At 63.9% G+C, this 12,066-nt stretch carries 10 protein-coding genes; 5 read left to right on the top strand and 5 right to left on the bottom strand.

Annotated elements, in window-relative coordinates:
• Positions 1-54: 54 nt before the first annotated feature.
• Positions 55-576: a DUF6586 family protein gene (locus HU729_RS03435; RefSeq protein WP_186666314.1), complete on the top strand. Its 522-nt coding sequence runs from the start codon at positions 55-57 to the stop codon at positions 574-576.
• Positions 577-627: 51 nt separating this feature from the next.
• Positions 628-861 carry a hypothetical protein gene (locus tag HU729_RS03430; RefSeq protein WP_186666313.1) on the top strand — a complete coding sequence of 78 codons (234 nt, stop codon included), beginning with the start codon at positions 628-630 and terminating at the stop codon, positions 859-861.
• A 49-nt stretch (positions 862-910) separates the two neighbouring features.
• On the opposite strand, the gene sulA is transcribed toward HU729_RS03430, so the two are convergent.
• Positions 911-1,387: an SOS-induced cell division inhibitor SulA gene (gene sulA, locus HU729_RS03425; RefSeq protein WP_186666312.1), complete on the bottom strand. Its 477-nt coding sequence runs from the start codon at positions 1,385-1,387 to the stop codon at positions 911-913.
• Positions 1,388-1,400: 13 nt separating this feature from the next.
• Positions 1,401-2,009 carry a transcriptional repressor LexA gene (gene lexA, locus HU729_RS03420; protein WP_054894445.1) on the bottom strand — a complete coding sequence of 203 codons (609 nt, stop codon included), beginning with the start codon at positions 2,007-2,009 and terminating at the stop codon, positions 1,401-1,403.
• Between the two features lie 241 nt (positions 2,010-2,250).
• On the opposite strand from lexA, the gene HU729_RS03415 reads away from it, so the two are divergent.
• From HU729_RS03415 to nagZ, 3 genes are read left to right on the top strand one after another with little or no spacing between them, the layout of a single operon-like run.
• Positions 2,251-2,964 (top strand): TetR/AcrR family transcriptional regulator, encoded by a 714-nt coding sequence (locus HU729_RS03415; protein WP_186708380.1) that lies wholly within the window; start codon positions 2,251-2,253, stop codon positions 2,962-2,964.
• Positions 2,965-3,004: 40 nt separating this feature from the next.
• The gene (locus tag HU729_RS03410; protein ID WP_186708378.1) at positions 3,005-3,526 is read left to right on the top strand and encodes a L,D-transpeptidase; all 522 of its coding nucleotides are present in this window, start codon (positions 3,005-3,007) and stop codon (positions 3,524-3,526) included.
• A 25-nt stretch (positions 3,527-3,551) separates the two neighbouring features.
• A complete protein-coding gene (nagZ, locus tag HU729_RS03405; RefSeq protein ID WP_186708410.1) occupies positions 3,552-4,550 on the top strand; it encodes a beta-N-acetylhexosaminidase in 999 nt (332 codons plus the stop codon).
• A 31-nt stretch (positions 4,551-4,581) separates the two neighbouring features.
• Here the strand turns inward: nagZ and HU729_RS03400 are convergent, their stop codons facing one another.
• From HU729_RS03400 to mfd, 3 genes are read right to left on the bottom strand one after another with little or no spacing between them, the layout of a single operon-like run.
• A complete protein-coding gene (locus HU729_RS03400) occupies positions 4,582-7,881 on the bottom strand; it encodes a DEAD/DEAH box helicase (protein ID WP_346655285.1) in 3,300 nt (1,099 codons plus the stop codon).
• 12 nt (positions 7,882-7,893) lie between these two features.
• Positions 7,894-8,469, bottom strand: coding sequence for a CsiV family protein (locus HU729_RS03395; RefSeq protein ID WP_186708374.1), 576 nt, complete (start codon positions 8,467-8,469; stop codon positions 7,894-7,896).
• Between the two features lie 9 nt (positions 8,470-8,478).
• Entirely contained in the window at positions 8,479-11,928 is a 3,450-nt protein-coding gene (gene mfd / locus HU729_RS03390) for a transcription-repair coupling factor (RefSeq protein WP_186708372.1), read from the bottom strand.
• Positions 11,929-12,066: the final 138 nt, after the last annotated feature.

The following is a 12,066-nucleotide window of genomic DNA, read 5'->3' as shown; positions in this document are numbered from 1 at the left end:
CTAATCATTTATGATGCAGCTATTCGCCTTGCTGCCTATGGGAGGTCATCCGAAATGGCCCAGGAACTCTACACCCGCACCAACCAGAAACTGTTCTTTGCAGGCCTGGCCCTCGAGTCCATGGCCAAGGCAGGGCAGAGCCAGGCCATGAACGCCCAGGGCCTGATCCAAGCTGAGCGCGAAGCGGCGTTGTTCCATCTGTATGGGGCGTTGCTCGGGCTGTGTCACGAGATTGCTGGTTTCTATCGCCTGCCGCAGGCGAAGGCGTCCCGTGCGGAGCTGTTGCTTGACGATGAAACGCTGAAGACCGTTGCCATTCCGGAAATGGCCGAGATGCTTGAGCTGGCACGCCAGCCGCAAACCTGGCTGGCGCAGTTGATCAAGGCTTATGCCGATTTGTTCCAACCACCGGTCGCGAAGAAAGTCGCCAAGACCGATGTCACCCAGCCGTTGATTCAGGCCGTCAATCTCGATGAAGTCGAGGAAATCGTGCTGTCTCGGGAACAGTTGGAAGAGTGGCGGCAGAACCTCAAAGGGCTTGTAAGACGTTTCCGGGAAGCGTTGAGTGAGTGCTGACAATCTGCGCGGCTGGTACACTACTCGCCTTTCGTGAACAGCAGGCCCTTTATGTCAACGTCCTTTCTAGAAATTGTCGAATTGCCTGATGGCCGGATCGAACTGCGCCGTGCCGAGGACGAGGGTTCGCTGGTTACCCTGGATTTCTCCGAAGATGCCAAGGCATTTCTTCAAGGGCAGCATGTAGAAGTGGCCAAAGCCATGCTCAGCGTTGGTGTGCAGATGGCAGGTAAATTGATCGAAGGCGACTTCGAGCGTGATGAGGGGCCGCGTGTTCTGCATTGAACACGCCAGTTGAGTCATCATTGCAGATCGCACAGGCAAAGCCTGAACATCAGCCGAGGCGGATGTTCAGGCTTTGTGCGTTTCCGCAGGTGGCGGCACGAACGAGCTGTTGGCGGATGCTGGTATTGACGTTGCCGAGCCAGCTGACCACGGTGTGACTATGGCCCAGGCGTAGCGCTTCGCAGGCCAGTTGCAGGGCGCTTTGGTTGCTTCCGGGGTGCAGCAGCAGGATGCGTTCGCGATTCAGGCCCGCCTCACGCAGCCAGGTTTGGGTGAGGCTGGCCGGCGGTGCGATCAGTGTCAGCCAGCGCGCATCATCTTCTTCGCTCAGCTCGCGCAGGATAGGGGCCAAAAGGCTCTGGCAGTGCCCTGGCGCGCCGCGCAGCGACAGTTCACTGAACAGTTCAGGTTGGCCGGGCTTGCGCGGTTCCTCTCGACTTTTCAGGCCTGGCAGTACCGGCTGTGCGAGAAAGGCTTCGAACAATGGCAATTGTGCGGGCTGCGATAAATGGGCGGACTGCTGCATGACGCCTCCTGGATCAGCGGCGAATGACGCCGACGCTCAAGCCCTCGATCACCAGCTCCTGATCTTTCAGGTCGACTTCGATGGGGGCGAATTCGGGGTTTTCGGCAATCAGCCAGACCTTGCTGCCCTCGCGCTTGAAGCGCTTGACGGTAACTTCGTCACCGATGCGGGCGACCACGATCTGGCCGTTGCGGGCTTCGCGGCAGGTGTGCACGGCGAGCAGGTCGCCGTCGACGATGCCGATATCCTTCATGCTCATGCCGTGGACGCGCAACAGGTAGTCGGCGCGGGGATGGAAGAAGGCTGGATTGATGTTGCAGGATTCCTCGATGTGCTGCTCGGCGAGGATCGGGGCACCTGCTGCAACACGACCGATGATCGGCAGGCCGCTGTCGTCAGGCTTGGCTTCGAGGCCAGGGATGCGAATGCCGCGGGAGGCGCCCGGCGTCATCTCGATGGCGCCTTTGCGCGCCAAGGCCTTGAGGTGCTCTTCGGCGGCATTGGGCGACTTGAACCCTAGCTCTTGTGCGATTTCTGCGCGGGTAGGCGGGAAACCGTTGTCTTCGAGGCAACGTTTGATGAAGGCCAGGATCTCGGCTTGGCGGGGCGTCAGTTTCAGCATGGCGAGTGGCTCTGTCTTTTTATACAGTGACTGGGATTATATACAGTACAGGGGCTGCTGCAAGCGCCGCGCTTCAAGAAAATCGCCGCGATCTGCCAGACGTTGTGCCCAGCCCTTGATATTTGTGGCTTGCAGCTTGAGCCCCGGCGCTTTAAAAAGGGCGACCGTCGGGTCACCGAACCTTGACATGCGCGTGCTTGAAACGTATGTTTCAAACAACTGTTTGTCAGGCGGATAAGTCATGGCCCAATCGGAAACCGTTGAACGCATTCTCGATGCTGCCGAGCAGCTGTTCGCGGAAAGAGGTTTCGCGGAAACTTCGTTGCGTTTGATCACCAGCAAGGCCGGGGTCAACCTGGCGGCGGTGAATTACCATTTCGGCTCCAAAAAGGCGCTTATCCAGGCGGTATTCTCGCGCTTCCTCGGTCCGTTCTGCGCCAGCCTGGAGCGTGAGCTCGAGCGCCGCCAGGCGCGCCCGGAGCAGAAGCCGACGCTCGAAGAGCTGCTGGAGATGCTGGTGGAGCAGGCCCTGGCCGTGCAACCGCGCAGCAACAACGACCTGTCGATCTTCATGCGTCTGCTGGGTCTGGCCTTCAGTCAGAGTCAGGGCCACCTGCGCCGCTACCTTGAAGACATGTACGGCAAGGTGTTCCGGCGCTACATGCTGTTGGTCAACGAAGCTGCTCCGCGCATTCCCCCCATCGAGCTGTTCTGGCGCGTGCATTTCATGCTGGGTGCCGCGGCGTTCAGCATGTCCGGTATCAAGGCGCTGCGCGCCATCGCTGAAACCGATTTTGGCATCAACACTTCGATCGAGCAGGTCATGCGCCTGATGGTGCCGTTCCTCGCCGCCGGCATGCGTGCCGATACCGGGGTGACCGACGAGGCCATGGCGGCCGCGCAACTGCGACCACGCAGCAAGAGCGCAGTCAGCGCTACGCCAGCCAAGGCTTGAGCACTGGGCGCAGCAGGGCGCTTCGGCTAAGCTAGCGCCCATGCCTGACCTTGATTTCCTGCACATTTCCCTCGCAGACCAACGCCTTTACGGATTTTTCCGGGGGACGTTGTGCGTGCGCCTGGATGTTTCCACTGCGCGTCTGGGAGCGGGTGAACTCAAGGGTTCCGGCTGCACACCGCGTGGCCTGCATCAGGTCAGGGCGAAGATCGGCGCTGGATTGCCGCAAGGGGCTGTGCTCCGCAGCCGACGCTGGACCGGCGAAGTCTGGTCGTGCGCTCTGCATGAGCAATTTCCAGGCCGAGACTGGATTCTCACCCGAATCCTCTGGCTCAGTGGCTGCGAACCGGGCGTCAACCGCCTGGGTCGAGTCGATACCTTTAGTCGTTACATTTACCTGCACGGCACGCCGGACAGCGAACCGCTGGGCGTGCCGTTGTCCCATGGCTGCGTGCGCCTGCGCAACCGCGAGCTGTCGGATCTGTTCGAGCGCGTACCGCTCCATTGTCCGGTGCGCATAGACGAGTCTGCCTGCCCGCAATGGGCCTCTCTGGATATTTAATGAAGGACACCCTATGACTGCCAGCCTGCAAGGCTCCCTGATGGTGGATATCGCCGGTCAATGGTTGACCCCCGAGGATCGTCACCTCCTGCGCCAGCCCGAAGTGGCCGGTCTGATCATCTTTGCCCGTAACATCGATAGCCCACGCCAGGTGCGCGAGCTGTGCGCCTCGATCCGTGCTATTCGTCCTGACCTGATCCTGGCGGTCGATCAGGAAGGTGGTCGGGTCCAGCGTCTGCGCCAGGGCTTCGTACGTTTGCCCGCCATGCGTGCCATCGCCGACAACGCCAACGCCGATTACCTCGCCGAACAATGCGGTTGGCTGATGGCGACCGAAGTTCTCGCGGTCGGCCTGGACCTGAGCTTTGCGCCGGTGCTTGACCTCGATCACCAGCGCAGCGCGGTGGTTGGTAGTCGTGCCTTCGAGGGCGATCCACAGCGCGCCACGCAACTGGCCGGTGCTTTTATTCGTGGCATGAGCGCCGCAGGCATGGCGGCCTGTGGCAAGCACTTCCCGGGGCACGGTTGGGCCGAGGCCGACTCGCACGTGGCGATCCCGACCGATGAGCGCAGCCTGGCGCAATTGCGCCAGGCTGACCTGGTGCCGTTCACCCGCCTCAGTGGGCAACTGGCAGCGGTGATGCCGGCCCACGTGATCTACCCCCAGGTCGACAACCAGCCGGCAGGTTTCTCGCGGCGCTGGCTGCAGGACATCCTGCGTGGTGAGCTGGGCTTCGAGGGGGTGATCTTCAGTGACGACCTGTCCATGGCCGGTGCGCATGTGGTGGGCGATGCGGCCAATCGCATCGAGGCGGCGTTGAGCGCCGGTTGCGACATGGGCCTGGTGTGCAATGACCGGGCGGCGGCGGAGCTTGCACTGAGCGCGGCGCAGCGCTTGAAGGTGCGGCCTTCGCCACGTATCGCCGGCATGCGCGGGCGGGGCTTTGCGCGCACTGACTACCGGCAGCAGCCGCGTTGGCTCGAGGCGCTGGGGGCTTTGAAGGACGCGCAGTTGGTGGATTGACCGGGGTGTCTGCGAAGTAGGCGCCCCGTATTCAGCGCCCTCGCTTGCCCGGCAACGGCGCGAACAGTGCTTCGATCTCGTCATCCCCGAGCCGCCACTGACCGGCCTGCCCACCATCGAGCAGGCCGGCCGCGAGGGCGGCTTTCTCTTGCTGCAACTGCTGGATCTTTTCTTCCACCGTGCCGCGGGTGATCAGCTTGTAGACGAACACCGGCTTGTCCTGACCGATGCGGTAGGCGCGGTCGGTTGCCTGGTTCTCGCTGGCCGGGTTCCACCAGGGATCGTAGTGAATCACCGTATCGGCAGCGGTCAGGTTCAGGCCAGTACCGCCGGCCTTGAGGCTGATCAGGAACACTTCGCTGTCGCCGCTCTGGAACTGTTGAACCGGCGCGCGGCGGTCGCGGGTGTCGCCGGTCAGCAGGCTGTAGCGAATGTCGCGCTTTTCCAGCTCCTGTTCGATCAGTGCGAGCATCGAGGTGAACTGGGAGAACAGCAACACTCGGCGGCCTTCACTGAGCAGTTCCTCGAGCATTTCCATCAAGCTGCCCAGCTTGCCCTTGTCGGCTTGATTGCCCTTGGCTTCCACGCCCTTGACCAGGCGCAGGTCGCAGCACACCTGGCGAAGCTTGAGCAGGGCATCGAGGATGACGATCTGGCTGCGTGAGGCGCCGTTACGGGCGATTTCATCGCGCACCTTCTTGTCCATCGCCACGCGCACGGTTTCGTAGGTGTCACGCTGTGCATCGCTGAGGTCCACCCAGTGAACCATCTCGCTCTTGGCCGGCAGCTCGCGGGCCACCTGCTCCTTGCTGCGGCGCAGCAGGAAAGGGCGGACCCTGCTGGCCAGGTGGGCCAGGCGCTCGCGGTCGCCATGACGTTCGATGGGGGTGCGGTAATCCTGGTTGAAACGTTTCTGATCGCCCAGCCAGCCGGGCATCAGGAAGTGGAAGATCGACCATAGCTCACCCAGGTTGTTCTCCATGGGCGTGCCGGTCAGGCACAGGCGCTGGTTGGCCTGCAGCTCCCGGGCGGCCTGGGCGGCCTTGCTGGTGCTGCTCTTGATGTTCTGTGCTTCGTCCAGCACCAGCACGTGCCAGGCTTGGGCCTGCAGTTGCTCGAGGTCGCGTGGCAGCAGGGCATATGTGGTCAGGATCAGGTCGTACTCGTGCAGTGCGCCGAAGAACCGGGTGCGGCCCGGGCCGTGCAGGGCCAGGACACGCAGGTCGGGTGCGAAGCGTTGGGCTTCGTCCAGCCAGTTGGGCACAAGGCTGGTGGGCATCACTGCCAGGGCGGGATGGGTCAGGCGCCCGGCTTCTTTTTCCAGCAGCAGGTGGGCAAGGGTCTGCAGGGTCTTGCCCAGGCCCATGTCGTCGCCGAGGATGCCGCCGGTGCCCATCTCGCGCAGGGCCTGCAGCCAGTTCAGGCCCTGCTGCTGGTAGGGGCGCAAGGTCGCGGCCAGGCCCTTGGGTGGCTCGACCTCCAAGTCACGCGCATCGCGCAGGCGCCGACCCAGGTCACGCAGTTGTTCGCCACCTTCCCATTGCAGGGGCAGGTGCTCGATATCGTTAAGGCGTGCGGCATCGGCGCGTTCCAAGCGCAGCGTCGGGCCGGTGGCATCCTCGTGCAGGTACAGCTCGCCGAGGGTGCCCATGACTGCCTTGATCCGCCCGTAGGGCAAGGCGACACGCATGGCCGGACTGTCCAGGCGGCCGCGGTTGAGGTCGATCAACAGGTGTTCATCGTCGCCGCGCCGCGCAAGTTCGCTGGGGCGCAGCAGTTCGGGGCTGCTGCGCAGCAACTGCAGGACAATCGGCAGCAGGCTGTGGCGCTGGCCGTCGACGACGATGCCCAGTTCCAGGTCGAACCATTCGTGGCCGGGGGCTTCCTGAATGTTGGCGTACCAGTCTTCCACGTCGTGGAGGTTGAATGCGAAGTCGCGGTGGACATCCACCTTCCAGCCTGCCTCGCGTAGTCGCAGCAGCTCTTCGCGGGCAAAACGCAGCCAGGTTTCGTCGTCGGGCAGTTGGAACATCTCGCCGGCGCTGTCGGGCAGGGCCTTGCTCTGGCGCGTGGCAGGCTTGAAACCGAGCTTGCGCAGGGTGTCGCGCAGGCGTTTTTCATGCTGCGGCTGGCGGCGAATGCGTTGGCTGGTGCTGTCTACCAGGCGGCTCAGCGGCTTGTCGTCGGGGCCGCTGGTGCGCAACCCGTCGTAGTCGAACGAGAGCGCGGCGCGGTGTTGCATCTGGCGCTGCATGCGTCCGGTCTTGGGCATGTAGGCGCTGAATTCGAGGCTGCCAAGGGTCAGGTGGGGGATGGGCTCGATGTTGTCGAGCAGTTCCTGCTTCACCGTTGTCGGGGTTGGCAGTCGGTGGTTCAGGGCGTTGAGTTTGTGGCTGAGTGGCACGATCAGGTGTTCCGGTACATCGGGTGCGAGCGAGAGCTGGATGGCGGTGTGCGGGTCGAGACTGTGGGCGACGGTACCGACTTCTCTGGTCATGACATCGAAGTAAAACAACGGCACCAGCGGCAGGACGCAAAGCAGCGGTTTGTCGGCGCTGTACCACATGCCGCGGTATTCGCCGCTGTCCAGGCGCACCCAGCGAAATTCCGCCTGGCGCTCCTGGCCGCGGCGCAGCAGCGGCAATTCTTCCATGAACATCAGGCGTCCGGTTTCCAGCACCCGTTGCAGTAGCTCGCCGCCTTCCTGGCCCTTGAGCACGTAGCCGCGCTCCTGGCCGTAGGGTGCGTTCTGTGCCGACAACTGGCGCAGGATGCGCAGATCTTCTTCCTTGACGAACTTGGGCGGCTCGTAGAGCAGTTCGTACAGCGAGTGCACCCGGCTGTAGCGTATGCCGTCATCGCTGCGAGTGCCCTTGCGAACGCGCAGGGCGCAGCCCTGATCGCCCAGCAACATGAGCTGGTAGCAGACCATGCGTCCGCGTTTGTCTTCGCCAGGCTGGTGGGTGCTGGGGCGTTGCTCAAGGCCCTGCAGCCAGTGTTGCAGGTGATGGGGCAGGTGATCGCTGGCCGCCGGTTGTGCCGTATGGCGGTGGGCGAGCGTGTAGAGCACGGCGGCGCAGTGCTTGCAGTTCTCGCCGACCGGGCAGGTGCACTGACCGCGAACATGGCAGTGTCCGGCGGAGGTGAAGGTGATGATGATCCGTTGACGATAACGGCTGTCGCCGCTGCCGCTGCAGGTTGCCTCGATGCGCGCATCGCCGTGGGAGAGGATCTCTACCCTGCCTTGCTCGGCATAGCGTTCACCACGCTGCAGGGCTCCGGCGTCGAATTCGCGCTTCCAGCTTGGATTTTCCGCAACCTGCTTCTGCACGTCACTCACGTGTCACTGCTCCATCATTTCCGGATCCAGTGTCGGCAGCTTGCGCATCCCGGCCGGTGCAACCTTGATCAACAGCGCCAGGTGCCCGCCGTCGAGGAAGGTCAGCTGGCCGTTCTTCACATTGCTGTTGCTTTGCTTGAATTGCTCGCTGCGCAGCACGCTGCCGTTGCCGTCCAGTTCGTTGACCCAGAAGTTGGCCTCGATGCGCGTGAAGCGGCCCTCGGCGATGCTCAGGTTGCCCTCGATGGGGAAGTGCCCGAACTGCTCGTCGCCTGCGCCCACGGCAATGCGGCTGGGCTCGCTGCCCACCTGCTGCTGCCAGGCCTTGTGCAGCAGCACAGTGTAGTCGGCAGTGGCTTGCAGGCGGGTGGCTTCGTCAGCCAGTGCCAGCGGGCGCTCGGCGTCCTTGGCCAGGCGCGGCGCGCCGGCGCTCCAGTTTTCGGGGGCGAACGGGCTGGTCACTGCAGGCACGGCGTTCTGCCGCAGGAGGAGGATTTCCACCTGATAAGGGCCTTCGGCGAAGGCCGTTACTGGCGCGATGAGCGTCAGCAACAAGGTCAGGCAACGAATGGCGCGCATGGAGCTTCCTTAATTTGACTGTGGGGCCAGGCGCTCGAACAGCGCCTCCAGGGTATTGAAGCGTTCTTCCGGGCGTTCCATCGGCACCAGGAAGCGGAACTGGGTCGCGCCTTCGAACTTATAGCGCTTGGGCTGGCCCTGGATCAGTTTGATCAGGGTCAGCGGATCGACCGGTGTTTCGGCCTCGAACTCAAGCTTGCCGCCATTGGGGCCGGCATCGACCTTCTTGATGCCAAGCTTCTCGGCCTGCAGCTTGAGCAGCGTCAGGCGCATGAGGTTCTTGGTCGGCTCGGGCAGCAGGCCGAAGCGGTCGATCATCTCCACTTGCAGGTCCTTGAGCCCTTCTTCGTCGGCCGCCGAGGCGATGCGCTTGTACAGGATCAGGCGGGCGTGCACATCGGGCAGGTAGTCTTCGGGGATCAGCGCCGGCAAGCGCAGGTTGATCTCCGGGCCGCCGCCCAGTGGTTGCTCGAGATTGGGTTGGGTGCCCTTGCGGATCGCCTTGACCGCACGTTCGAGCATTTCCATGTAGAGAGTGAAACCCACTGCCTGGATCTGCCCGCTCTGGCCTTCGCCGAGCAACTCGCCGGCGCCGCGGATCTCCAGGTCGTTGGTGGCCAGCACGAAGCCTGCGCCCAGGTCCTGGGTGTTGGCGATCGCCTCCAGGCGCTTTTCGGCATCGCCGCTGATCTGTTGGCGGGGCGGGGTGAGCAGGTAGGCGTAGGCCTGGTGGTGGCTGCGTCCGACCCGGCCGCGCAGCTGGTGCAACTGGGCCAGGCCGAACTTGTCGGCACGTTCGATGACGATGGTGTTGGCGCTAGGGACGTCGATGCCGGTCTCGATGATGGTCGAGGCGATCAGCACGTTGAAGCGCTTGTGGTAGAAATCGCTCATCACCTGTTCGAGTTCGCGCTCGCGCATCTGCCCGTGGCCAATGCCGATGCGGGCCTCGGGCACCAGTTCGGCGAGGTCGGCGGCGCATTTCTCGATGGTCTTCACATCGTTGTGCAGGTAATAGACCTGACCGCCACGCAACAACTCACGCAGCAGCGCTTCCTTGACCGTGCTCTTGTTCTGCTCCATGACGAAGGTGCGCACCGACAGGCGTCGCGCCGGCGGAGTGGCGATGATCGACAGGTCGCGCATGCCGGCCACGGCCATGTTCAGGGTGCGCGGGATTGGCGTGGCGGTGAGGGTGAGGATGTCCACCTCGCTGCGCAGCGCCTTGAGCTGTTCTTTCTGGCGTACGCCGAAACGGTGCTCTTCGTCGATGATCGCCAGGCCCAGGTCCTTGAAGCGTACGTCGTCCTGCAGCAGCTTGTGGGTGCCGATGAGGATGTCGATCTTGCCTTCGGCAAGGTCTGCGGCGGCGGCGGCCACTTCCTTGGCGGACTTGAAGCGGCTCATCACTTCGACCGTCACCGGCCAGTCGGCAAAGCGATCGCGGAAGCTGTTGTAGTGCTGCTGGGCGAGCAGGGTGGTGGGGACCAGGACCGCGACCTGGCGACCGCTGTGCACCGCGATGAAGGCTGCGCGCATGGCCACTTCAGTCTTGCCGAAGCCGACATCGCCACAGACCAGTCGGTCCATGGGCTTGGCCGCAAGCATGTCGAGGCGCACGGCCTCGATGGCGGCCTGCTGGTCGGGCGTCTCCTCGAACGGGAAGCCGGCGCTGAAGGTGGCGTAGTCGGCGGCCGGGTCGGCGAAGGCGTAGCCCTTGCGCGCAGCACGGCGGGCATAGATGTCGAGCAGCTCGGCGGCCACGTCTCGCACCTGTTCGGCGGCCTTGCGCTTGGCCTTCTGCCAGGCTTCGGAGCCAAGTCGGTGCAGCGGCGCCAGGGCGTCGTCGCTGCCGGTATAGCGGGCGATCAGGTGCAGGTTGGCCACCGGCACATAGAGCTTGGCGCCCTCGGCGTATTCCAGGGTGAGGAACTCGGCGGCCTGGCCGTCGATTTCCAGGGTGGCCAGGCCCAGGTAGCGGCCCACGCCGTGATCGATGTGCACCACAGGGGCGCCTTCGCGCAGCTCGGTGAGGTTCTTGATCACTGCGTCGTTGGCCGCTTCGCCGCGCTTGTCGCGACGTCGGCGCTGCATCACGCGCTGGCCGAACAACGGGCTTTCAGCCACAAGGGCCAGGCTCGGGTCATCCAGCAGCAGGCCTTCATCGAGCGGGGCGATGGTGATCGCCAGGCGCTCGCTGCCAGTGATGAAATCGTCCCAGCCCTCGACGGTGTGCGGGCGCAGCTTCAGGCGTTCGAGCAGCTCCAGCAGTACCTCACGGCGGCCTGCCGATTCGGCGGTGAACAGCACGCGGCCGGGGAACTGGTCGAGGAAGTTCGACAACTCAGCCAGCGGCTGGTTGGCCTTGGCCTCGATGGCAAGGTTGGGCAGGGCGCGGGCCGGGAAGCGCTCGCGGCCAGCGCCTGGCTCGAGTTCGTCGGCGCTGACCACCACGCGCGGCCATTGCTTGAGGCGGGCGAAGCAGTCCTCGACCGGCATGAACAGCTCGGCCGGTGGCAGCAAGGGGCGGCTGAGGTCGCCGCGGCGCTCTTCGTAGCGCCCGCGTACGTCGTTCCAGAAGTGTTCGGCGGCCTGCTCGACACCGGGCAGGGAGAATACCTGGGTATCTGCCGGCAGGTAGTCGAAGAGTGTCGCGGTCTCTTCGAAGAACAGTGGCAGATAGTATTCGATGCCGGCCGGGATGATGCCGCTGGTCAGGTCCTGGAAGATCGCACTGCGCCGGAAGTCGACGTCGAAGCGCTCTCGGAAACGGGCCTTGAAGCGTGTCACCTCATCCTTGTGCATAGGGAATTCGCGGGCCGGCAGCAGGCGGATCGAGTCGACCTTGTCGACCGAGCGCTGGGTCTCCGGGTCGAAGGTGCGCAGGGTCTCGATCTCGTCGTCGAACAAGTCGATGCGATACGGCGCCTTGCTGCCCATGGGGAACAGGTCGATCAGCGCGCCGCGCACGGCAAATTCACCATGCTCGTAGACCGTGTCGACGCAGCGGTAGCCGCTGGCTTCCAGGCGGGTGCGCATCTGCTCGACGTCGATCTTCTGGCCCACGTCCAGCACCAGGCTGCTGCCCAGCAGGAAACGGGTCGGGGCCAGGCGGTGCAGGGCGGTGGTGATCGGCACCACGAGAATGCCGTGGTCCAGCTCAGGCAGTCGGTAGAGGCTGGCAATGCGCTGGGAGATGATGTCCTGGTGCGGCGAGAACAGGTCGTAGGGCAGGGTTTCCCAGTCGGGGAACGGCAGCACCGGGAGCTGCGGGGCGAAGAAACGCAGCTCCTGTTCCAGGCGGTCGGCGGCCTGGCTGTCGGCAGTCAGCAGCAGGGTGAAGCGCCCGGCGCTGCTGGCGGCCTCGGCGATGGCGAGACTGAGGGCGGCACCGGGCAGGTTGCCCCAGGTTTGTTTGCCGGCCGTGGCCGACAGTTGCGGAAGGCGCAGAACTGACACGGAAGATCCGACTCCAAGCGTTGCGGCAAAGAGGTCAATTGTACCGGCGACGCTGCTCGCTGTCAGGCTCGAAAGGCCATGGCGGCTGGCTTTGCGGGTAGCGACAGGCGCTCATTGCCCGATACGCATCAGGGCGTC

Origin of the sequence: Pseudomonas sp. RW10S2, assembly GCF_014268985.1 — a bacterium.
GTDB lineage: Bacteria > Pseudomonadota > Gammaproteobacteria > Pseudomonadales > Pseudomonadaceae > Aquipseudomonas > Aquipseudomonas wayambapalatensis.
This window is presented reverse-complemented; position numbering and strand designations above follow the sequence as displayed.

Bases quoted from the DNA above. Each gene is read 5' to 3' on its own strand.
- HU729_RS03435 (WP_186666314.1), top strand. From the start codon at position 55: ATGGCCCAGGAACTCTACACCCGCACCAACCAGAAACTGTTCTTTGCA.
- HU729_RS03430 (WP_186666313.1), top strand. From the start codon at position 628: ATGTCAACGTCCTTTCTAGAAATTGTCGAATTGCCTGATGGCCGGATC.
- sulA (WP_186666312.1), bottom strand. From the start codon at position 1,387: ATGCAGCAGTCCGCCCATTTATCGCAGCCCGCACAATTGCCATTGTTC.
- lexA (WP_054894445.1), bottom strand. From the start codon at position 2,009: ATGCTGAAACTGACGCCCCGCCAAGCCGAGATCCTGGCCTTCATCAAA.
- HU729_RS03415 (WP_186708380.1), top strand. From the start codon at position 2,251: ATGGCCCAATCGGAAACCGTTGAACGCATTCTCGATGCTGCCGAGCAG.
- HU729_RS03410 (WP_186708378.1), top strand. From the start codon at position 3,005: ATGCCTGACCTTGATTTCCTGCACATTTCCCTCGCAGACCAACGCCTT.
- HU729_RS03395 (WP_186708374.1), bottom strand. From the start codon at position 8,469: ATGCGCGCCATTCGTTGCCTGACCTTGTTGCTGACGCTCATCGCGCCA.